The sequence below is a fragment of the Stenotrophomonas oahuensis genome (assembly GCF_031834595.1).
Lineage (GTDB): Bacteria > Pseudomonadota > Gammaproteobacteria > Xanthomonadales > Xanthomonadaceae > Stenotrophomonas > Stenotrophomonas oahuensis.
Genome location: NZ_CP115541.1, coordinates 1,632,302 through 1,652,863 on the forward strand (window position 1 = coordinate 1,632,302; position 20,562 = coordinate 1,652,863).

The window sequence follows — 20,562 nt, forward strand, 5'->3', positions numbered from 1 at the left end:
ACCCCCGTGCATCGCGACACCTTATTCGGTGTCGCTGTCCACTTCTTCCTCATCGCCGCCATCCAGCCCGATGTCCCCCAGCAGCTGCCGGGTCTGCTCACCGCCCAGCGATTCCACCCCGCGCAGGCGGCGTTCGATGGTGCGGGTCTTGCGGCTGGCCTCGCCGAGGCTGCGACCCACGGTGCTGATCTGCTTCTCGGCCTTTTCCAGGATGCCGGCGAACTTGCCGAACTCACTCTTCACCGCGCCCAGCAACACCCATACCTCACTGGAGCGCTGTTCGATCGCCAGCGTGCGGAAACCCATCTGCAGGCTGTTGAGCAGTGCGGTCACCGTGGTCGGACCGGCCACCACCACGCGATGTTCGCGCTGCAGCAGGTCGACCAGACCGGGGCGACGGATCACTTCGGCGTACAGGCCTTCGGTGGGCAGGAACATCACCGCGAAGTCGGTGGTATGCGGGGGCACGATGTACTTGTCGCTGATCGACTTGGCCTGGATGCGGATCGCGCGTTCCAGCTGTGCGCCCTGCTGCCGTACGCCCTCAACGTCGCCCTGTTCCTGTGCATCCAGCAGGCGCTCGTAGTCCTCGCTGGGGAACTTGGAATCGATCGGCAGCCACACCGGCACATCATCGGGACTGCGGCCGGGCAGGCGCACCGCGATGTCGACCATCTCGCCGCTGTCTGGACGCACCTTCACTCCACGCGCGTACTGCTCCTGGGTAAGAGTCTGCTCGAGGATGTTCTCCAGCTGCACTTCGCCCCAGCTGCCGCGGTTCTTGACGTTGGTCAGCACGCGTTTGAGATCGCCCACGCCGGTGGCCAGCTGCTGCATCTCACCCAGGCCGCGCTGCACCTGCTCGAGTCGGTCGGAGACGAGCTGGAACGAGGCTCCCAGGCGCGCTTCCAGCGTGCTCTGCAGCTTCTCATCGACGGTGACGCGCATCTGGTCCAGCTTCTCGGCGTTGTCGCGCTGCAGGGTCTGCAGCTGCTGCTCCAGCGTGCCGCGCATCTCACCGATGCGCTGTTCATTACGCTGGATCAGGTCCTGCAGACGCTGGCCAAGCGAATCACCCAGGCGCTGCTGCGCGCCGGTGCTTTCCTCGCGGGCCTTGCGCGCGTCGTCATTGAGCGCGTCGCGCAGCAGGTCCAGGCGCTGGTCGGTGCGGGTTGAGAGGTCGGTCAGCGCGCGCGCAAAGCTTTCCAGGCGCGCATCTTGCTGCCGCCCCAGCCCTTCCAGCTGCTCGCGCAATTCGCTGCGGCCGATACGCGCTTCCTCGCGCAGCGACTGCTCCAGGCCGTCATGACGGGAACGCCGCAGCAGGGTGGCCAGCTGCAGGACGAGGACGGCGCAGAGCAGGCCGCCAAGGATGAGGAATTCAGGTTGCATGCGCCCAGTGTAGGCTGAGCGGGTCTCAATGGCTGCGCCGGAGCCCCCATGCTGGACGTGCTTGGAAAGTCGACCTCGATCAATGTGCGCAAAGTGCTGTGGCTGTGCCAGCTGCTTGGGCTGGATTACCGGCATCTGGGTGCTGACGGCACCCACAGCGCCGACGCGACCGCGCTGCAGTCGCGCAACCCCAACGGCCTGGTGCCGGTCATTCGCGACGGTGATTTCGTGCTGTGGGAGTCCAACAGCATCTGCCGCTATCTGGCCGCGCGGGCGCAGCGTGACGATCTGCTGCCGCAGGAGCCGCAGTCGCGCGCCCAGGTCGAGCAATGGATGGACTGGCAGGCCACCGATCTCAATACAGCATGGCGCTACGTGTTCATGTCGCGGGTCCGGCAGCACCCGGCTTACACCGACGAAGCCGCCGCCGCGACCAGCCTGGCCCAGTGGAACCGGCTGATGCAGCAGCTGGACCAGCAACTGGCGGACACCCGGGCCTATGTCGCCGGACCGGTATTTACCCTGGCCGATATCGTGCTGGGGCTGTCGACCCAGCGCTGGCTGATGACGCCGGGTGAGAAACCAGACCTGCCGGCTGTGCAGGCCTGGTTCGGGCGGCTGGCCGGCCATGCCGGCTTCGACCAGCACTGCCGGAACGGCATCCCCTGACCTAGAACCCTTCCAGCACCAGCTTGCCGCGGGCGCGATGGCTTTCGATCAGCGCGTGGGCGCGGCGCAGGTTGGCTGCGTCGATGCGGCCGTAATGCTCGCCCAGGGTGGTGCGCAGCACGCCGGTGTCGACCAGCTCGGACACCCGGTTGAGCAGGTCGTGCTGGCGCTGCAGGTCCGGGGTGCCGAAGGTGGATCGGGTGAACATCGATTCCCAATGCAGCGACAGGCTCTTGCGCTTGAGCGCCATCACGTCGAGCTGGCCCGGGTCGTCAATTAGCGCGAGCTGGCCCTGCGGTTCCAGCGCGGACACGATCTGCGCGTAGTGCTGGTCGGTGTGGGTGAGGCTGGCCACGTGGGTGACCGCGTTGATGCCGATGCGGGCCAGGCCTTCGGTGAGCGCCTGGCTGTGGTCGATGACGTGGTGTGCGCCCAGATCCAGCACCCAGTCCTGGGTGTCCGGTCGCGAGGCGGTGCCGATCACCGTCAGCTGGGTCAGCTGGCGCGCGAGCTGGACCAGGATCGAACCCACCCCACCGGCCGCACCGACCACCAGCAGGGTCTGGCCGGCACCACCGCCTTCGGCGACGCGCAGGCGGTCGAACAGCAGTTCCCAGGCGGTGATCGCGGTCAGCGGCAGCGCGGCGGCGGCGGCGTCATCGAGGCTGGCCGGCTTGCGGCCGACGATGCGCTCGTCCACCAGCTGGTACTCGGCATTGCTGCCGGGACGGTTGATGTCACCGGCGTAGAAAACCGCGTCACCCGGCTGGAACAGGCTGACCTCGCTGCCCACCGCATCCACGATGCCGACCGCATCCCAGCCGATCACGCGCGGCTCGCTGACCGCGGCATTGCGGCGGACCTTGGTGTCGACCGGGTTCACCGAGATCGCCCGCACCTGTACGCGCAGATCGCGCGGGCCAGGGGTGGGCAGCGGCAGGTCCAGATCGATCAGGGCAGCCGGGTCGGTAACAGGCAGGCCGTGCTGGGTATAGGCAATGGCTTTCATGCGGGAGCAGTCCAGAAGAGGGAGACCCAGCTTGGACCGCCCTCACTTGCCCGGAAAGGCGCACAATGCATCATCACTTTCACTCTGGAAGAGAAAATGGTCCGGTTTGAGGATCTGGCCCTGTTTGTCCGCACCGCCGCGCTGGGCAGCTTCTCCCAGGCCGCGCGCGAAGCCGACCTGCTGCCCGGCCAGGTGGCCGCCGCCGTGGCCCGGCTGGAACGCGAACTGGACCTGCGCCTGTTCGTGCGCACCACCCGCAGCCTGCGCCTGACTGCCGAGGGTGTGCTGTACCTGCCCTACGCGCAGGAAGTGCTGGCCACCCTGCAGGAGGCCGATGACCGGATCCGCGGTGAGGATGCCGAACTGCGCGGTGTGCTGCAGGTGGCCGCGCCGTCAGACCTGGGCCGCAACGTGCTGCTGCCCTGGCTGACCGAGTTCCGCGCCGCACACCCCAAGCTGCAGCTGCGGTTACTGCTGTCCGACCAGGTCGCCGATGTGTTCCGCGAACCGGTCGATGTGGCGTTCCGGCTGGGCCGCTTTGACAGCGCGCGCTATGTGGCGCTGCCGTTGCTGCCCGGCAACCGCCGGGTGCTGGTGGCCTCGCCTGACTATCTGGCCCGGCATGGCGCGCCGGCGGATCTGGACGCGCTGAAGGAGCACCAGTGCCTGCTCTATCAGCTGGCCGGGCGCCCCTACGACCGCTGGAGCTTCGAACAGGAGGGACGCCGCGTGGTGGTGCCGGTACGCGGTCATCTGGTCTGCGACGACGCCGACGTGGTGCGGCGCTGGGCGGTGGCCGGCGAAGGCATCGTGTTCAAGTCCTGGCTGGATGTGTGCGAGGACGTCCGCGCCGGGCGGCTGCAGGTGCTGCTGGACGGAGCCGGCGACAGCCTGCCACTGAACCTGGTGTGCCCGCACCGCAAGCAGTTTTCCACCGCGCTGCGCCAGCTGCATGCGCTGTGTGTGGAACGACTGCACCCGATGTTGAACGGACTCCCCGCCGGACCAGTCTGAAAGCGACAGCTGACGCTATCCCCGCCGTCACCGCTGGCCGACAATAGCGTCCCCCCGAGTGAGTTGTCGCCATGCCGTGGATGGGCATCCAGGACCTGTGGACCTTTGTTGCTGCCGTGCTGGTGTTCCTGGCGCTGCCAGGTCCCGGCACGTTTACCCTGCTCACCGCCACCGGGCGCGGTGGCGTGCGCGGCGGCTACACCGCGCTGGCCGGTCTGCTGCTGGGTGACCAGATCCTGATGTGGCTGGCGGTGGCCGGGGTGGCCGCGCTGCTCAAGGCCAACCCGGTGGTGTTCCACGCCGTGCAATATCTGGGTGCCGCCTATCTGGTGTGGGTCGGCATCAGTCTGCTGCGCGAGCCGCAGGAAGGCGCGCAGCCCGGCGGCATCCGCCTGCAGCCGGGCCACTACTTCCGCCAGGCCATTCTGGTCAGCCTGCTCAATCCGAAGGCGATCATTTTCTACATGGCGTTCCTGCCGCTGTTCATCGACCCGGTGCGGCATCAGGGGCTGGTGACGTTTGCGGCACTGGCCGGGCTGATCTTCGTGTTGAGCGTGGCCTACTGCTCGCTGCTGATCGGCGTGGGCAACCTGCTGCGCCGTCGGATCATCCAGCATCCGCGCGTGGGCACCTGGCTCAAGCGGGTGGCCGGGGTGTTCCTGATCGGCTTCGGCGTGCGTCTGGGCGTGAGCGGCTGAGCGCGGCACCGAGGCAGTTGCGACAACTGGCAGCAGCTTTTGTGCTGGATTCGGCAAAGCCTTGTCAATCCCAAAATCCGTTGGCCGTTCACGACGCTTGGCAGTAGTAATGCTGCGGCGCGTTCGGTCACACTCGGGCACTTGTCGATTGCAGTCACCCCGTGAGGTCCCATGTCATCCTTGTTGCGGCGTAAATCCCTGGGTTCGGTCACCGACCACGAGTCCGGCAGGCGTCTGGTACCCACGTTGAGCTGGCCGCATCTGGTCGCGCTGGGCATCGGAGCCATCGTCGGCACCGGCATCTACACGCTGATCGGCGTGGGTGCGAACCTCGCCGGTCCGGCAGTGCTGATCTCCTTCGCCATTGCCGGTGCGGTCTGCGCCTGCGCCGCGCTGTGCTACGCCGAACTGTCGACCATGATGCCCGCCGCCGGCAGCGCCTATACCTACAGCTACACCGCGCTGGGTGAGGTGTTCGCCTGGGTGGTGGGCTGGAGCCTGGTGCTGGAGTACTCGCTGGTGGTGAGTACGGTGGCGGTCGGCTGGTCTGGCTACTTCGTCGGCTTCCTGGAGTGGATTCACAGCAACACCGGGGTCGACATCCGCCTGCCGGCCGCGCTGTCGGCCGGCCCACATGTGGAAGGCGGTTGGTTCAATCTGCCTGCGGTGGTGATCACCTGGGTGGTCGCTGGTGGTCTGATGCTGGGCACCAAGGAAAGCGCCACGCTGAATGCCATTCTGGTGGTGTTGAAGATCATCGCGCTGGGCGTGTTCGTGGCCGTGGCCCTGCCCGCCTTCGATGCCTCCAACCTGCAGCCGTTCATGCCGCACGGCTTCGCCAAGACGCTGGGCCCGGATGGCGTGGAGCGTGGCGTGATGGCCGCGGCCGCGATCATCTTCTTCGCCTTCTACGGCTTCGATGCCATCTCCACCGCGGCGGAAGAGGCCAAGAACCCGGGCCGCGACCTGTCGATCGGCATCATCGGCTCGATGATTGGCTGCACCATCATCTACATGCTGGTGGCGCTGGCCGCCATTGGTGCGATGAGCTACGCCGTGTTCGGCCACAGCGCCGAGCCGCTGGCGCTGATCATGCGCGAGCTGGGTCACCCCACCGCGGCGCTGGTGATCGGCGTAGTGGCGATCGTTGCATTGCCCACCGTGCTGCTGGCCTTCCTGTTCGGCCAGAGCCGCGTGTTCTTCGTGATGGGTCGTGACGGGCTGCTGCCGCGTGGCCTGTCGGCCGTGAACAAGCGCACCGGCACGCCGGTGGCGACCACGCTGTTCAGTGCGCTGGTGGTGTCCGCGCTGGCGGGTGTTGCGCGTCTGGATGAGATCGCCGCGCTGGCCAATGCCGGCACCCTGGCCGCGTTCACCGCTGTCGGAATCTGTCTGGTGGTGATGCGCAAGCGCGAGCCGGGTGCGAAGCGCACCTTCCGCACGCCGCTGGCCTGGTTCGTGGGTCCCGCTGCCGCGCTGGGCTGCATCTACCTGTTCATCAGCCTGCCCAGCAGCACCCAGCTGTACTTCCTGATCTGGAACGTGATCGGCTTGTTGGTGTACTTCCTGTACAGCCGGAACAACGCGTTGATCGGCAAGGCGTGATTTGAAAGCGTACCCACCAACGGTGGGTACCTACCGCGGTAGCGCACGACCGTTGGTCGTGCGTCGGCCCTCCGCGTAATCCTGCGCCTGCTGCATCACCCGCAGCAGGTTGCCGCCCCAGATGCCGGCGATCTGCTGTTCGCTGTAGCCCTTGCGCAGCAGCCACGCGGTGATCTTCGGCAGCTGGCTCACATCCTGAAGGTCGGAAAGACCGCCGCCGCCATCCCAGTCCAGGCCGATGCCCACATGCTCGGGGCCAACCACGGACAGGATGTGCTCCAGGTGCGCGAAGAAGTCGTCCAATGTGGCCTGCCGCAGCGGCTGGGTCTGATCCAGCTTCGCCAGTCCTTCCTTCAGCTGCACGCCCTGCGCGATGGTGAGTTGGTCATAGCCGGCACCGATCTGCTTCATCAGCGCGTCCTCGGCCTGCTTCCGCGCATCGCTCTTGCCGGTGTCGATCAGGTAGCCACCGTACGCGTTGACCTGGATAACACCGCCGGCCTTGGCCAGCTGCTTCAGACGGGTGTCGTCCAGGTTGCGCGGGTGGTTGTAGATTGCCTTGGCCGAGCTGTGCGACAGCACGAACGGCACCGGCAGGCGCTGGATCAGATCGTCGAACACCGCATCAGAGGCGTGCGACTGGTCGATGACGATGCCGAGCTTCACTGCTTCATCCACCAATGCCTTGCCAGCCGGGCTCAGGCCTTTCCATTCCGCGCCCTTTGGGTCGGTGGCCGAGTCGGCGAACTCATTGTTGGCGAAGTGCACCGTGCTGAGCAGACGCAGGCCGGCCTGGTGATAGAAGCTGAGCAGCGAGGGATCAGCGACCAGCGGGCTGGCGTTCTCCATGCTGATGTAGACCACGCGCTTGCCGGCGGCTTTGATCTTCGCGGCGTCGGTGGCGGTCAGTGCCAGGGCGAACTGGTCCGGATGCGCAGCCAGCATTTCGCGGATTTCCAGCAGGCGCTGCAGGCCGGCGTCGCGGTCGTGCAGATGCGCTGCCGGCGAACGGTCGCCCTGGTCGGTGTAGATGGCGAAGAAACCGCCGTCCAGTGCGCCTTCCTGCATGCGCGGCAGGTCTACCTGGGACAGGGCGTTGTGGTCGTGCCGCTGGCGCAGGTCGAAGCCTTCGCGATGGAAGTTGGCGGGGGTGTCGAGGTGGCTGTCGAGGGTGAGCAGCCGTTGCTGCAGGGCTTTGGCCTTGGCCAGTTCCGCTGCGGAGAATTCGATGGCGTGGGCGGAAAGTGGCGCGAGCAGCGCCAGGGATACCAGCAACGACAGACCACGTAGCCTCATGACGCCTCACCAGCAGTGGGTAAACGTCAACGATAACAGCGTAGGGACACGCCATGCGTGTCCACGGGATGCCCGATCCAGGCAATGTGGCGACGGTGCCGGTCGTGTAATCCGGCACCGCGAGGACACGCATGGCGTGTCCCTACATCAGGTCATCCGACCTCAGTCGACAACGCGGCAGAACACCGCCTTCAGATAGCGCGATTCCTGCACGTGCGCCATGAACGGATGATCCGGGCCGGCACCCGACACCTTGAGGATCTGGATGGTGCGGCCGGAATAGAACGCGGCGCGACGCAGCATGTCCAGGAACTGGTCTTCGGCGACCAGGCCGGTGCACGAGAACGTGGCGAAAAGACCACCGGGCTTGACCACGCCCAGCGCCAGCTTGTTCATGTCCAGATACTTCTTCAGTGCGGTGATCACCTGGTCGCGGTCGCGGGTCATCTTGGCCGGGTCCAGGATCACCACGTCGTACTGCTCGCCGCGGTTGGCGGCGTCGCGCAGCCACGGGAAGATATCCGACTGAACGAAGCGCGGGCGCACGTTGTTGAGGCGACCGTTGGCCTTGGCGATGCTGATGACGTCTTCGTCGATGTCGATGCCGAGCACGTCCGAGGCACCGCGCGCGGCGGCGTACACCGCGAAGCCACCGGTGTTGCAGCACAGGTCGAGCACCGACTTGCCTTCCACCAGGCTGCTCAGCCACTGGCGGTTCTCGCGCTGGTCAGCGAAGAAACCGGTCTTGTGCGCGCCGGCCGGGTCGGCGCGGAACTTCACGCCGTACTCGGTGATCACCGACGCTTCCGTGGTGGTGTTGCCGTGGAAGTCGAAGCTCTCCTGCTTCTGCACGTGTTCGTCGGCGAAGCTGTGGAAGCGGCAACCCGGGAACTGCTCGCGCAGTGCCTCATAGATCCACTCGCGGTGGCGGAACATGCCGGCGGCGAAGAATTCCACCACCACCAGGTCGCCGTAGCGGTCCACCACCAGGCCGGACATGCCGTCGCCCTCGCTGTGCACCACACGCCAGGCGTCGGACACCTCGTCCAGCTTCAGAACCTCACGGCGCAGCGACACCGCCTGCGCGATCTTCCTCGAGAACCAGCCGGCATCCACGGGGACGCGCTGGTCGGTTTCCAGAATGCGCACGGCAATACGCGAATGGCCGTTGTAGAAGCCGCGGCCGATCCACTCCCCATCCACGCCGACCACGTCGACGATGGAGCCGGGCTTGGGGCGGGCGGCGGGCTTTTCGACCAGTTTCTGGAAGATCCACGGGTGGCTGGAGCGCCAGGCGTTCTTGAGGCGGACAACGGGATTGGGGGCGGTATTCATGGGCCTATTGTATCCGGGCGATTTGACGCGGGGCCGGCCAGCCCGCAGAATCGGTGCCAGAAGGGGAGTAGCTCCCAGACGTTGTCGCCGTCATTTCGAGCCAGCAGGCTCCGGTGCAACGGCAGTTCCCAGCCTTGGGGACTGTGAGCAAGACCTTCGCCGTACGGCGAAGCTCTGTCCCTGGACCCCCCTCTGGTGCTCCGTTGCAGGTCCTCGCCGTCCGGCTTGAGGCTTTTCATTCATTCAACGGACAAACCCATGCAGACGATCGGTAATTTGTGGTTGTGGGGCGGCTTCGGCGCGGTGGTGATCATCGCGCTGCTGGTCGACCTGGTATTGATGCGCCACGGCGGCCCGCACAAGGTCACCTTCAAGGAGGCGCTGTGGTGGTCGATTGGCTGGGTGGCGCTGGCGCTGGCCTTCAATGGCGGCCTCTGGTACTACCTGAACGAGACCGCCGGCCAGGTGGTGGCCAACAAGGTCGGCCTGGAGTTCCTGACCGGTTACCTGGTCGAGAAAGCCCTGGCGGTGGACAACATCTTCGTGTTCCTGATGATCATGGGCTACTTCGCGGTGCCCGAGGAACAGCGGCAGAAGGTGCTGATCATCGGCATTCTGGGTGCCATCGTGCTGCGTACGATCATGATCTTCGCCGGCAGCGTGCTGCTGACCAAGTTCCACTGGCTGCTTTACGTGTTCGGTGCCTTCCTGCTCTTCACCGGCTGGAAGATGTGGTTCAGCGCCGGCCAGGAGCCGGATCTGGAAACCAACCCGGCCCTGCGCTGGATGCGCAAGCACCTGCGCCTGCTGCCGGACTATGCCGGCAACGCCATGAGCGTCATGCGTGACGGCAAGCGCTGGTACACCCCGCTGTTCGTGGTGTTGATCCTGATTGCGGTCACCGACGTGATCTTCGCGGTGGACAGCATTCCGGCCATCTTCGCCATCACCACCGACCCGTTCATCGTGCTGACCTCGAACGTGTTCGCGGTGCTGGGCCTGCGCGCCATGTTCTTCCTGCTGGCCGGCATGGCCGACCGCTTCCACCTGCTGCCGTACGGCCTGGCCCTGGTGCTGGCCTTCATCGGCGTGAAGATGATGCTGATCGACATCTTCAAGATCCCGACCCCGATCTCGCTGGGCGTGGTGGCAGTGATCATCGGTGCCACCGTGGTGCTGAGCCTGAAGAACCCGCCGAAGCAGGACGCGGCGTAATCCCCTGGAGCCCGCCGGCGGCATTGTCCCGCTGGCGGGCCCACACTCTCCCGTCGCGTTGCCCTTGTGTTCAGCCTGGGGCGACGCAACCCATGAAGGTATGAACGCCAACCTGCCCCAGCCGTCCGGCGAGACGCCGGTTTCCCCCCGCACCGACCGTGGTCGGGTGATGCGGGCGTTCAACCTGAGCCTGGCCTTCGTGCTGGTGCTGGTGGCGGTGTTCACCGCGCAGGATTATTTCGACTGGCGCCCCTGGGCGGTGGCTCCGCTGGAGAAGGCCGGGCTGCTGGGCATCCTCGGGGCCCCGCTGCTGCATGGGTCGCTGCAGCATCTGGCGGCCAATTCGTTTGCGTTGCTGATCCTGGGCACCTTGGCCGGCAGCGTGTATCCCAAGGCGACGCTGCGGGCCTTTCCGCTGTTATGGATCGGCTCGGGTCTGGGCGCGTGGCTGCTGGGTGATATCGGCAGCCGTCACCTGGGGGCCAGTGGCATCACCCACGGCCTGATGTTCCTGGTGTTCGTGCTGGGCCTGCTGCGGCGTGATCGCCCGGCGATCGCTACCGGGCTGATCGCGTTCCTGTTCTACGGCAGCATGCTGATCACCATCCTGCCGCATGAGCCGGGCGTGTCCTGGCAGTCGCATATGGGCGGTGCGTTCGCCGGCATCATCAGCGCGCTGCTGTTCCGTCTGTCTGATCCGATGGCCCCGCGCAAGCGGTACAGCTGGGAGGAGGAAGAGGACGAGGCGGATGACGTCGAAGCGCGCCGCGACAATGATCTGGAACCGCCTTCCCCTACCCGCGTGCCGGTGTTGTGGCAGCCGCGCGAGGGTCAGGATTTTGTGGTGCTGCCGTTCCGGCGGCCGGACTCTTCGAACACCCGGTAGGTACCGACCGTTGGTCGGTACCGGGGACATCATTGCCCATCCACCGCGCGTCGACCCAACGCCGGATCATCGGTAAAGAACGCATCGATCCCGGTCGCCAGATACGCCCGCATCTCGGCGATCGAACCTTCCGGATTCCGTGCATGGGTCTCACCCTTGCGGAACTCCGCGGCCATGAACGAGTTCTCCGGCCGGAACGTATACGGCACCACCATCAACCCGGCCGCCTGCGCATCCCTCACCAGCGTGGTCGGGGTGCCGAGGCGCCCAGCGGCATCCAGCGGAATCACCATGCGCAGGCTCGGCCCGATGCCGTCGGCATAGGTGGCGACCTGCTCCAGACCGGCCGGCGTGATCATGTCGGCGTAGCGCTGCGTTCCTTTGGCAGCCAGCACATCCCCCGGCTGCTCATTGGCAGCGCCAATCAACTGCAGCAGACGGATGTTGCTGGAACGCCCCAGCTTCGTGCGCAGCTGGCGCAGGTTGCCCACTTCAAACGATTGGATCGTGATCGGGGCCACCTTGGTATACGCATTGGCCTGCAGCGCCGCGACCAGTTTGTCTTCCATCGGCAGCCCGATGCTGCGGAAGTAGGTGCCGTGCTTGATCTCCGGCACCAGGCCGATGCCCTTGCCGGCACGGCCCGCCTGCTGGACCAGGAAGTCGATGATCTCGTCGAGCGTGGCAATCCGGAACTGGCCATCGAACGCGGTGCTGCGCACCTGCGGCAGGCGCTCGCGCACGTACAGCGTTTTCAGTTCGTCGAGACTGAAATCTTCGGTGAACCAGCCCTCCACCCGCTCGCCGTCGATGGTCTTGACGGTCTTGCGGCTGGCGAACTCCGGGCGGCTGGCCACGTCGGTGGTGCCGCTGATCTCGTTCTCGTGGCGCGACACCAGTACCCCGTCCTTGCTCATCACCAGGTCGGGCTCGATGTAGTCAGCGCCGTCGGCGATGGCCTGTGCGTAGGCAGCCAGGGTGTGTTCGGGCAGCAGCGCGCTGGCACCGCGGTGGCCATAGACCGCTGCCTTGACGCGCGGCACAGGGGTGGAGGTTTCGGCGCTCATGGCCACAGATGGTGCCACGGCCAGCGACAACAACAACGCACAACCCCACAACGACTTCGACACAGCTAACCCCTGTTGGTACAGCCCCGCCAGTACGGCGGAGGCCGGAAAAGACGTGGCGCATTCTGCCAGTGCGGTGTTACAGCGGAAAGAATACGGGGGCGGCCCCGGACACGCATGGCGTGTCCCTACAGGTCGGGTGACCCGCCAGAACCGGGCGACCAAACGGCACGGGCGACCACGGGTCGTAGTGACACGCCATGCGTGTCAAAGCCATCATCCTGCGCTCGACCGCTCACTTCCCAATACAGAAGCTCGAGAAAATCCGCCCCAGCAGATCATCCGCACTCATCCGCCCGGTGATCTCGCCCAGCGCCTCATGCGCCAGCCGCAGCTCTTCGGCGGCCAGCTCCAGATGCTCATGCACCAGCTCCGACTCGGCGCGCTCGGCATGGCCGATGGCCAGGGTGATCGCTTCCACATGTCGCGCGCGAGCGGAGAACTCGCCTTCCACGCTGTCCCCTGCCCCACCGCTGGCCAGCTCGCGCAGGCGGATGTGGAGCTGCTCCAGGCCGAGACCGGTGGCGGCGGAGACATGTACGACGCTGGGGTCGGCGGTGGGCGGAATCTCGGCCAGCAGGTCGCTCTTGTTGTGGATCCACAGCTGCTGCGGCACATCGAGGATGGCGTCGCCAATCGCGTCGCGACCAGCCTGCGGGTCACGCGCGTCGACCACCACGATCGCAAGGTCTGTGCGCTGCATCTCGGCGCGGGCGCGACGCATGCCTTCGCGTTCGATCGCATCGCCACCTTCGCGCAGACCGGCAGTGTCGACCAGGGTCAGTTCCAGGCCGTCGATGCGGATGGTCTCTCGCAGCGTGTCGCGGGTGGTGCCGGCGATGTCGGTGACGATGGCGCGCTCGCTGCCGGCCAGTGCGTTGAGCAATGAACTCTTGCCGGCGTTCGGAGGACCGACAAGCACGGCGTGCAGGCCATCGCGCAGACGGCGACCACGTTCGGCATCGGCGCGCAGCTGCACGATCGCGCGCAGCGCATCGGCCAGGCCCGAGCGCACCTGTTCGCCGCCCAGCGTATCCAGCGGCTCGTCGGCGAAGTCGATGGCCGCTTCCACATGGATACGCAGCAGCACCAACTGCTCGGCGGCGTCTTCGACCCGGCGCGAGAACACGCCATCGAGTGAGCGCCGTGCCGCACGTGCGGCGCGGCTGTCGCTGGCGGCGATCAGGTCGGCAATGGCTTCGGCCTGGGCCAGGTCGAGCTTGCCGTTGAGGAACGCCCGCTCGCTGAACTCACCAGGCCGCGCCTGGCGCGCGCCCAGCGTGATGCAGCGGGCCACCAGCTGCTGCAGGACCACCGGGCTGCCGTGGCCCTGCAGTTCCACTACATCTTCGCCGGTGAAGCTGCGCGGCCCGGGGAAGTACAGCGCGATGCCATCGTCCAGCACCTCGCCGGCGGCATCGCGGAAGCGGGCATAGTGCGCGTGGCGCGGGCGCGGCGCCGGGCAGCCCAGCGCCTGCGCGATCGACGCGGCTTTCGGCCCGGAAACGCGCAGCATGCCCACGCCGCCGGCACCGGGGGCGGTGGCAATGGCAACGATGGTGTCGGTGGCAGCGGTCATGGCTTACAGCTTCTCCAGTTGCGCGCGGGCCTGCGCGGCACCGCTGCCCTGCGGCTGCAGGGCCAGGTAGGTGGTGTAGGCCTGCTTGGCCTTGGCCTTGTCGCCGGCGTGGAAGTAGGCATCCCCCAGATTGAGGTGGGCCACCGCACGCGAAGGGTCGATCTTCAGGGTGTTTTCCAGCCAGCGGGCGGCCTCAGCGTAACGCTGCTGGCGGTAATAGACGAAGCCGAGGTTGTTTGCGGCCTGGGCGAAGTCCGGACGCAGCTTCAGCGCTTCGGTGAACTGCGCCACCGCCTCGTCGTAGCGCTTTTCGCGGTACAACTGCAGGCCACGGTCGTTGGCCTGCTGGGCGCGCTGGCGGTCCGAGGCGGGGCCCGCAGTGGGCACCACCAGTTTGGCCTGGCCGCCCTGCAGGTCGGCCACGGTCACCGCGGCCTTGCCAGGCGAAGCGTCCTGCACGGCCTCGACCTTGCTGTTCAACGCGATCGCATCGGCGGTCAGCTGGTCGGTCGCGGCGTTGAGGTATTCCTGGCTGTCCGGCACCTGGAACACGAACTCGCCGCCCTGCGAACCGGGCAGGCTGCCGAAGGCCGGGGTCTGCTGGGAGACGGCGGAGACCGCGGGGGCCACGTAAGCGGCGAGCTCGGTGCCGGTGATCAGACCGTCGCCGTTGAGGTCGCCCTTGCCGGCCAATGCCTGCAGCAGCACCCAGGTGAATACCGAATGGCCGTTCGGGCCGGCATCGGCAACCTGCTGGTCGGCACCGCCAGCGGTGAGCATCTGCCGCGCACTGCGACGCGCGTTCTCGCGGAGGAACGCGGACGATGACGGGCCGCCGCGGGTCAGGCCCAAGCCGCTATAGCACGCGTCCATCACGAACATCACATGCTTGGCTTTCATGCTCTCGGCGATGTTCTGCAGGTCGCTCATGGCGATCGCATCGGTCGCGAACGCGTTGGGGTCGGAATCCACCGGAATGATGTAGCCGAGGTCGCGGCCGGAGGCGAGTTTGCGCGTCGCGCCGTGTCCAGCGAAGAACACGAAGACGCGGTCATTGCGCGAGGTCCGGTCGTCTGCCAGCCGGTCGTGGAAGGCGGCCAGGATGTTGTTGCGGGTAGCCTGTTCGTTCTTCAGCACGATCACCTGCGAGGACGGGAAGCCGAACTGCCCGGTCAGGGTGTCGGCCACCGCCTGCGCGTCGTGGCTGGCGTACTCCAGCTTCGGCCACTTCGCGTAGTCGTCGATGCCGACCACGATCGCCCAGGACTTCTCATAACCGGTGGTGACCGTGGCGTCGCTGGTTACGCCCTTGCGCGCACGCGCGACGGTGAACTCGCGGCCGTTCCAGCCGGCGAACTGATAGCCATCGGCAATCAGGCGGTCGAGGATCTGCGGCAGTGCCTTCACCGCACGGTCGTGGATGTCGTGGAACAGGATGATGCCGCGCTGTTCCTTCTGCACCTGCTCGACCACACGCTGCACGATGGACTCGGGTACCGGGTCGGCCCAGTCCATCGAGTCGATGTTCCACATGATCGATTTCAGGCCCGCTTCGTTCAGCAGCTGCAGGCCTTCGGCGTTACGCGCACCGTAGGGGAAGCGGAACAGCGGTGCACGACGAACGTCGACATCGCGCAGCAGCGTGTCGGTGGCCAGCACCTGCTCACGCAGCGCGTCGCCGGTGGTGCGCGAAAGCTGTGCATGGGTGAGGCTGTGGTTGCCCACGGCATAGCCCTGCTCCATCAGGTTGCGGCTGATGCCGGCCATCGGGCCGAGCGTGGTGCTGCCGTCGTCCTGCACCTTGCCCAGGTTGCGGCCGACTTCGAAGAAGACACCCGGCACGTCGTACCGCTGCAGGATGGCGACCACTTCATCGGTGTGGGTGCGATGCGGACCGTCGTCGAAGGTGAGCACCACGGTCTTGGCCGGAAGATCGCGGCCGAAAATTTCGCGCTCGCTGTCCTTCATCGACATCGGGTACGGCTCGATGACCCCGTAGTCGCGCAGGATCGCCTCGCGGGTGATCAGGGTGCGCAGGTGGGCCACGTAGTCGTCCCACTTCTCGCGCTTGAGCGTGATTGCGCGGGTGCGCTCGAAGCGACTGAAGATGCGGGTGAGTTCCTGGTTGTAGTTGCGCTCGATCTCGTCGAGCGCATCCAGATCCTCGCCGATGCGCTGGTGCAGTTTCACCGCCGGCAGCGAGGAATCGGTGCCGATGCGCGCGTGCAGATCGCGCAGCACTTCGCGGAACGCGAGCCGGTCTGCGTCGTAGAGCTCGGGCGCGGACTCGATGTAGTCCAGCACCGTGCCCAGCGTGGTGAAGCGCTGTGGGGTGGTGCCCTTCAGCAGCGTGTCGAACAGCCCGGCGATGGCTTCACGTTGTTCCAGGCCTTCGTGGAACAACTGCTGGCCGACGCGGGTTGAGGTGTTGCGGTCGGCGGGCGACTGTTCGGCCTCGTCGGCGAGCAGCACGATGATGCGGCGGTGGCTATCCAGCTGCTTCTGCAGTGCGGACAACAGCGGGGCTGTCGCGGGGTCGGCGCTGATCGCGGACTGGGCGCTGGGGTGCTGGGTTGCTTCGGCGGCCGTACTGGAGGTGTCCTGCTTCTGGCCGCAGGCGGCGAGGGTGAGGGTAAGCAGCAGGGGAAGGGCTAAGCGAGGCAGCGACGCGCGGGGCATGGGCAGTCCATTGGGTGGTGCGTGGCGCTGGGCGCCGGTGGCGGAATTCTACCGCTGGATGTGCAAAAGCCCGCCGGAGGGCGGGCTTTTGCGGGAGACATCGGGATGCTCCGGTTATTTCTTTTTGCTGGCCGGGGCGGCGGGTGCCGGGACCGGGTCGCTGCCGTGGCGCTTGGTCATCCACCACTGCTGCAGCAAGCCGAGGCCGCCGTTGACCACCCAGTACAGGACCAGGCCGGACGGCATGAAGGCCATCATGACGCCGAAGATCAGCGGCATCATCTGCATCATCTTGGCCTGCATCGGGTCCATGCCCGGTGCCGGGGTCAGCTTCTGCGTGGCCCACATCACCGCCATGTTGATGATCGGCAGGATGAAGTACGGGTCGCGTGCGGTCAGGTCCTGGATCCAGCCCAGCCACGGGGCCTGGCGCAGTTCCACCGATTCCACCAGCACCCAGTACAGGGCGAAGAAGATCGGCATCTGGATGAGGATCGGCAGACAGCCGCCCATCGGATTGATCTTTTCCTTCTTGTACAGCTCCATCATCGCGGTCTGGAACTTCTGGCGGTCATCGCCATAGCGTTCCTTCAGCTGCTGGATGCGCGGCTGGAAGCGACGCATCTTGGCACCGCTCTTGTACTGCACGGCCGACAGCGGGTACAGCACCAGCTTCAGCAGCACCACCAGGCCGACGATGGCCCAGCCCCAGTTGTTGACGACCTTGTGGACCTGGTTCAGCACCCAGAACAGGCCCTGGCCGATCACCGCCATCAGCGAGAAGCGGCTGTAGTCGACCACGCGGTCCAGGCCCGGCACGTCTTCCTTGGCTATCTGGTTGACCAGCTTCGGACCGACCCACAGGCGGGCTTCGGTGCTCACCTGCTGGCCCGGGGCCACGGTGAATGCCGGGCCGGTGGCCTGGATCTGGTCGCGACCGTCGTGCTGGGAGAGCTGGAAGTTCGCGGCCTGATCCTTCTGCGGAATCCACGCGGTGAAGAAGTGGTGCTGCAGCATGGCGATCCAGCCGCCGGTAACCTGCTGGTTCAGCGGACCGTCTTCCAGGTAGTCCTTGAAGGCGCGGCGCTGGTAGCTCTTGCTGTTGTCGAACCAGGTCGCGCCATTGAAGCTGAACGAGTCCGGGTTGGTCATGCTGCGCGACAGGATGGTCGGCGTGCGGTCCAGCGTGCGGTACACATAACCGTTCCACGACGCGGTACCGGCATTGATCACTTCGTCCTTCACCTTAACCGCGTACTCATTGCGGTTGACGGTGAAGGTACGGCGGATGGTGACGCCGTTCGGGCCTTCCCAGATGAAGGGAACCTGCAGCTCGTCCTGGCCCTTGGCCAGCACGAAGTCCTTGGCATCACCGACCAGACGGAAGCCGCCGGCTTCCGGTACCGGCATGCTCTTGTCCTGGCTGGTCCAGCCACTCACCGCACGGTACGGGTGGGCGGGATCTTCGGTCAGCAGGCGGACCGGCGGGCTGCCCTCGTCCTTGGTCTGCGGGAAGTGCAGCAGTTCGGCATCCAGCACGTTGCCGCCGTCCAGCACCAGGCGCAGCACGTCGGTGGTGACGGTCACGCGCGGGGCAGACGCCGAGGCCTGCGCGGTCGCGGCCGCCGCCGGGGCGCTGCCCGGGGCCTGCGGCACGTTGGCGCTGGGCACGCTGCCGGCCGGACCCGGCACGGTGCCCTGGGTCTGGGTGGCAACCGGGGTGGTCGGAGCCGGCGCGGCCTTGTCGCGGCCCCACTCCATCCACAGCAGAACGGCCACCATCAGCCAGGCAACAATCAGGAAAACGCGGGTCTGGTTCATCAGCGTGGAGGCTCTGCTGGACCGGCATCAGGTGCCGGTTCGGACAAGGAAGGGGCAATGCCCCCGGGCGGCGGCATTGTGCCGTCCGCGCCCGGCATCGGCAATGCGCCAAGGCGGCGCAGCAGGCGTTCAAAGGCCTGGCGGAGGGTATCGTTGCTGGCCGTACGGGCGGCGGCACGCGCCACGACGACGTAGTCGCCGGATTTCAGGCACGGGCGCAGGTGGCGTGTGGCGTCGCGCAACACACGCTTGATCCGGTTGCGACCCACGGCATGGGGGTCGACTTTGCGCGACACCGCCAGACCCAGCCGGGCGGGCTTGTCGCCTTGGCACCAGTGGAGGGTCATGAGGGGGTCGGACACACGGCGGGCGCCGTTGAAAACCGTTGTATATTCGGCACGCGTACGAACCCGCGCAGAGCGTGGAAATCGCTTGCGCGGGTCGGAACTGCTCACAGTCAGGATTGCGTCTGCCGCGGAGTGCGGCATTGCAATCAAGCGCTCAGGACTTTGCGGCCCTTGGCGCGGCGACGCGACAGAATCTTGCGGCCGTCAGCGGTCTTCATACGGGCACGGAAGCCATGGTCGCGCTTACGCTTGAGGTTGCTGGGTTGGAAAGTGCGCTTGGTGGCCATGCTGGGCCTCTGTAAGAAGGGGACGGAAAGAACCGGAAATTCTATAGACCTGGTTGGGGGCGCGTCAAGTCCATGTCACTACGGGATTTCACCGGCCTGTGCAATAGTTGTGGATGTTTTTGTGAATAAGTGTGGGACAAGCATTCCCGGACCTGCCCGTCGGTGGTAGTCTGCGCCATCCATTTCTTCCCCTTCCGGCCTGTGGCGCGGCGGCTTCGTGCGCCCATCCACAGGCCCCAGACGAAAATTGCCGATGGATGCGTGGTCCAAATCTCTCGAACGTCTAGAAGCGGAGTTTCCGCCTGAAGATGTTCACACCTGGTTGAAGCCGCTGCAGGCCGATGTGCGCCCCGACAGCCTGGTGCTGTACGCGCCGAACCAGTTCATCGTCGACCAGGTCCGCGAGCTGTATCTGGCCCGCATCCGCGAACTGATGGACCATTTCGCCGGTTACCGCGAGGTATTTCTTGAAATCGGCTCGCGCCCGCGCCCGGTAGAGGCGCAGATTGCGCCAGTTGCGACGCCCGCAGCCCAGGCACCGGCCGAACCGATGGTGCCGTTTGCCGGCAATCTGGATTCGCACTACACCTTTGCCAACTTCGTCGAAGGCCGCAGCAACCAGCTGGGTCTGGCTGCCGCGTTCCAGGCGGCGCAGAAACCGGGCGACCGCGCGCACAACCCGCTGCTGCTGTACGGGGGCACCGGCCTGGGCAAGACCCACCTGATGTTCGCCGCCGGCAACGCCATGCGCCAGGCCAACCCGGGCGCCAAGGTGCTGTACCTGCGTTCGGAGCAGTTCTTCAGCGCCATGATCCGGGCGCTGCAGGAAAAGACCATGGACCAGTTCAAGCGCCAGTTCCAGCAGGTGGACGCGCTGCTGATCGATGACATCCAGTTCTTTGCCGGCAAGGACCGCACCCAGGAAGAGTTCTTCCACACCTTCAACGCACTGTTCGACGGCAAGCAGCAGATCATCCTGACCTGCGACCGCTACCCGCGCGAGGTGGAAGGGCTGGAAGCGCGGCTGAAGTCGCGCCTCGCCTGGGGCCTGTCGGTGGCCATCGAGCCGCCCGACTTCGAAACCCGTGCGGCGATCGTGCTGGCCAAGGCCCGCGAGCGCGGTGCTGAGATTCCCGACGATGTGGCGTTTCTGATTGCCAAGAAGATGCGCTCCAACGTGCGCGACCTCGAAGGTGCGCTCAATACCCTGACCGCCCGCGCCAACTTCACTGGCCGCGCGATCACCACTGACTTCGCCCAGGAAACCCTGCGCGACCTGCTGCGCGCCCAGCAGCAGGCGATCAGCATTCCCAACATCCAGAAAACCGTGGCCGACTACTACGGGCTGCAGATCAAGGATCTGCTGTCCAAGCGCCGGACCCGGTCGCTGGCCCGTCCCCGCCAGGTAGCCATGGCCCTGACCAAGGAGCTGACCGAGCACAGCCTGCCCGAGATTGGCGATGCGTTCGCCGGTCGCGACCACACCACGGTGCTGCATGCCTGCCGGCAGATCCGCACCCTGATGGAAACCGACGGCAAGCTGCGTGAGGACTGGGACAAGCTGATCCGGAAGTTGAGCGAATGATGCAGGAGCCAGATCTTC

At 66.1% G+C, this 20,562-nt stretch carries 17 protein-coding genes; 7 read left to right on the forward strand and 10 right to left on the reverse strand.

The features are described 5' to 3' along the window. Nucleotides 1-21 precede the first annotated feature (21 nt). Nucleotides 22-1,392 (reverse strand): DNA recombination protein RmuC, encoded by a 1,371-nt coding sequence (locus PDM29_RS07080; protein ID WP_311193151.1) that lies wholly within the window; start codon nucleotides 1,390-1,392, stop codon nucleotides 22-24. A gap of 48 nt (nucleotides 1,393-1,440) precedes the next feature. On the opposite strand from PDM29_RS07080, the gene PDM29_RS07085 reads away from it, so the two are divergent. Beyond that, the gene (locus PDM29_RS07085) at nucleotides 1,441-2,061 is read left to right on the forward strand and encodes a glutathione S-transferase family protein (protein WP_311193152.1); all 621 of its coding nucleotides are present in this window, start codon (nucleotides 1,441-1,443) and stop codon (nucleotides 2,059-2,061) included. 1 nt (nucleotide 2,062) lies between these two features. On the opposite strand, the gene PDM29_RS07090 is transcribed toward PDM29_RS07085, so the two are convergent. Next, a complete protein-coding gene (locus PDM29_RS07090) occupies nucleotides 2,063-3,070 on the reverse strand; it encodes a zinc-binding alcohol dehydrogenase family protein (RefSeq protein WP_311193153.1) in 1,008 nt (335 codons plus the stop codon). Nucleotides 3,071-3,166: 96 nt separating this feature from the next. Between PDM29_RS07090 and PDM29_RS07095 the strand changes: the two genes are divergently transcribed. The 3 genes from PDM29_RS07095 (at nucleotide 3,167) to PDM29_RS07105 (ending at nucleotide 6,387) form a co-directional block, all read left to right on the forward strand. Continuing rightward, nucleotides 3,167-4,084: a LysR family transcriptional regulator gene (locus PDM29_RS07095; protein ID WP_311193154.1), complete on the forward strand. Its 918-nt coding sequence runs from the start codon at nucleotides 3,167-3,169 to the stop codon at nucleotides 4,082-4,084. Between the two features lie 71 nt (nucleotides 4,085-4,155). Further along, a complete protein-coding gene (gene leuE / locus PDM29_RS07100) occupies nucleotides 4,156-4,782 on the forward strand; it encodes a leucine efflux protein LeuE (protein ID WP_311193155.1) in 627 nt (208 codons plus the stop codon). A 171-nt stretch (nucleotides 4,783-4,953) separates the two neighbouring features. Then, a complete protein-coding gene (locus PDM29_RS07105; protein ID WP_311193156.1) occupies nucleotides 4,954-6,387 on the forward strand; it encodes an amino acid permease in 1,434 nt (477 codons plus the stop codon). A gap of 30 nt (nucleotides 6,388-6,417) precedes the next feature. Here PDM29_RS07105 and PDM29_RS07110 read toward each other — a convergent pair whose 3' ends face one another. Then, entirely contained in the window at nucleotides 6,418-7,683 is a 1,266-nt protein-coding gene (locus PDM29_RS07110; protein ID WP_311193157.1) for a dipeptidase, read from the reverse strand. Nucleotides 7,684-7,845: 162 nt separating this feature from the next. Continuing rightward, entirely contained in the window at nucleotides 7,846-9,018 is a 1,173-nt protein-coding gene (locus PDM29_RS07115; RefSeq protein ID WP_311193158.1) for a class I SAM-dependent rRNA methyltransferase, read from the reverse strand. 258 nt (nucleotides 9,019-9,276) lie between these two features. On the opposite strand from PDM29_RS07115, the gene PDM29_RS07120 reads away from it, so the two are divergent. Then, on the forward strand, nucleotides 9,277-10,233 hold the full coding sequence (locus tag PDM29_RS07120; RefSeq protein ID WP_282298601.1) for a TerC family protein: 957 nt from the start codon (nucleotides 9,277-9,279) through the stop codon (nucleotides 10,231-10,233). Nucleotides 10,234-10,333: 100 nt separating this feature from the next. Next, nucleotides 10,334-11,119, forward strand: a complete 786-nt coding sequence (locus PDM29_RS07125; protein ID WP_311193159.1) for a rhomboid family intramembrane serine protease — start codon at nucleotides 10,334-10,336, stop codon at nucleotides 11,117-11,119. A gap of 29 nt (nucleotides 11,120-11,148) precedes the next feature. On the opposite strand, the gene PDM29_RS07130 is transcribed toward PDM29_RS07125, so the two are convergent. The 6 genes from PDM29_RS07130 to rpmH all read right to left on the reverse strand — a co-directional run bounded on the left by PDM29_RS07130 (nucleotide 11,149) and on the right by rpmH (nucleotide 18,959). Further along, on the reverse strand, nucleotides 11,149-12,186 hold the full coding sequence (locus PDM29_RS07130) for a glycerophosphodiester phosphodiesterase (protein ID WP_311193736.1): 1,038 nt from the start codon (nucleotides 12,184-12,186) through the stop codon (nucleotides 11,149-11,151). A 295-nt stretch (nucleotides 12,187-12,481) separates the two neighbouring features. Continuing rightward, the gene (gene mnmE / locus PDM29_RS07135; RefSeq protein ID WP_311193160.1) at nucleotides 12,482-13,825 is read right to left on the reverse strand and encodes a tRNA uridine-5-carboxymethylaminomethyl(34) synthesis GTPase MnmE; all 1,344 of its coding nucleotides are present in this window, start codon (nucleotides 13,823-13,825) and stop codon (nucleotides 12,482-12,484) included. A 3-nt stretch (nucleotides 13,826-13,828) separates the two neighbouring features. Then, nucleotides 13,829-16,504: a polysaccharide deacetylase family protein gene (locus tag PDM29_RS07140; protein ID WP_311193161.1), complete on the reverse strand. Its 2,676-nt coding sequence runs from the start codon at nucleotides 16,502-16,504 to the stop codon at nucleotides 13,829-13,831. A gap of 114 nt (nucleotides 16,505-16,618) precedes the next feature. After that, the gene (yidC, locus tag PDM29_RS07145; protein WP_311193162.1) at nucleotides 16,619-18,325 is read right to left on the reverse strand and encodes a membrane protein insertase YidC; all 1,707 of its coding nucleotides are present in this window, start codon (nucleotides 18,323-18,325) and stop codon (nucleotides 16,619-16,621) included. Then, on the reverse strand, nucleotides 18,325-18,813 hold the full coding sequence (gene rnpA / locus PDM29_RS07150) for a ribonuclease P protein component (protein ID WP_311193163.1): 489 nt from the start codon (nucleotides 18,811-18,813) through the stop codon (nucleotides 18,325-18,327). The genes yidC and rnpA overlap by 1 nt, the downstream gene beginning before the upstream one ends. A gap of 5 nt (nucleotides 18,814-18,818) precedes the next feature. Continuing rightward, on the reverse strand, nucleotides 18,819-18,959 hold the full coding sequence (gene rpmH / locus PDM29_RS07155) for a 50S ribosomal protein L34 (RefSeq protein WP_006404565.1): 141 nt from the start codon (nucleotides 18,957-18,959) through the stop codon (nucleotides 18,819-18,821). Between the two features lie 253 nt (nucleotides 18,960-19,212). On the opposite strand from rpmH, the gene dnaA reads away from it, so the two are divergent. Then, nucleotides 19,213-20,544, forward strand: coding sequence for a chromosomal replication initiator protein DnaA (dnaA, locus tag PDM29_RS07160; protein WP_311193164.1), 1,332 nt, complete (start codon nucleotides 19,213-19,215; stop codon nucleotides 20,542-20,544). Nucleotides 20,545-20,562 lie beyond the last annotated feature (18 nt).

What these genes read in the sequence shown, in the direction of transcription:
- PDM29_RS07130 (WP_311193736.1), bottom strand. Translation starts at nt 12,186, where the DNA reads ATGAGCGCCGAAACCTCCACCCCTGTGCCGCGCGTCAAGGCAGCGGTC.
- PDM29_RS07105 (WP_311193156.1), top strand. Translation starts at nt 4,954, where the DNA reads ATGTCATCCTTGTTGCGGCGTAAATCCCTGGGTTCGGTCACCGACCAC.
- PDM29_RS07110 (WP_311193157.1), bottom strand. Translation starts at nt 7,683, where the DNA reads ATGAGGCTACGTGGTCTGTCGTTGCTGGTATCCCTGGCGCTGCTCGCG.
- PDM29_RS07095 (WP_311193154.1), top strand. Translation starts at nt 3,167, where the DNA reads ATGGTCCGGTTTGAGGATCTGGCCCTGTTTGTCCGCACCGCCGCGCTG.
- rpmH (WP_006404565.1), bottom strand. Translation starts at nt 18,959, where the DNA reads ATGGCCACCAAGCGCACTTTCCAACCCAGCAACCTCAAGCGTAAGCGC.
- PDM29_RS07115 (WP_311193158.1), bottom strand. Translation starts at nt 9,018, where the DNA reads ATGAATACCGCCCCCAATCCCGTTGTCCGCCTCAAGAACGCCTGGCGC.
- PDM29_RS07125 (WP_311193159.1), top strand. Translation starts at nt 10,334, where the DNA reads ATGAACGCCAACCTGCCCCAGCCGTCCGGCGAGACGCCGGTTTCCCCC.
- PDM29_RS07140 (WP_311193161.1), bottom strand. Translation starts at nt 16,504, where the DNA reads ATGCCCCGCGCGTCGCTGCCTCGCTTAGCCCTTCCCCTGCTGCTTACC.
- rnpA (WP_311193163.1), bottom strand. Translation starts at nt 18,813, where the DNA reads ATGCCGCACTCCGCGGCAGACGCAATCCTGACTGTGAGCAGTTCCGAC.
- PDM29_RS07080 (WP_311193151.1), bottom strand. Translation starts at nt 1,392, where the DNA reads ATGCAACCTGAATTCCTCATCCTTGGCGGCCTGCTCTGCGCCGTCCTC.
- PDM29_RS07090 (WP_311193153.1), bottom strand. Translation starts at nt 3,070, where the DNA reads ATGAAAGCCATTGCCTATACCCAGCACGGCCTGCCTGTTACCGACCCG.
- mnmE (WP_311193160.1), bottom strand. Translation starts at nt 13,825, where the DNA reads ATGACCGCTGCCACCGACACCATCGTTGCCATTGCCACCGCCCCCGGT.
- PDM29_RS07085 (WP_311193152.1), top strand. Translation starts at nt 1,441, where the DNA reads ATGCTGGACGTGCTTGGAAAGTCGACCTCGATCAATGTGCGCAAAGTG.
- dnaA (WP_311193164.1), top strand. Translation starts at nt 19,213, where the DNA reads ATGGATGCGTGGTCCAAATCTCTCGAACGTCTAGAAGCGGAGTTTCCG.
- yidC (WP_311193162.1), bottom strand. Translation starts at nt 18,325, where the DNA reads ATGAACCAGACCCGCGTTTTCCTGATTGTTGCCTGGCTGATGGTGGCC.
- leuE (WP_311193155.1), top strand. Translation starts at nt 4,156, where the DNA reads ATGCCGTGGATGGGCATCCAGGACCTGTGGACCTTTGTTGCTGCCGTG.
- PDM29_RS07120 (WP_282298601.1), top strand. Translation starts at nt 9,277, where the DNA reads ATGCAGACGATCGGTAATTTGTGGTTGTGGGGCGGCTTCGGCGCGGTG.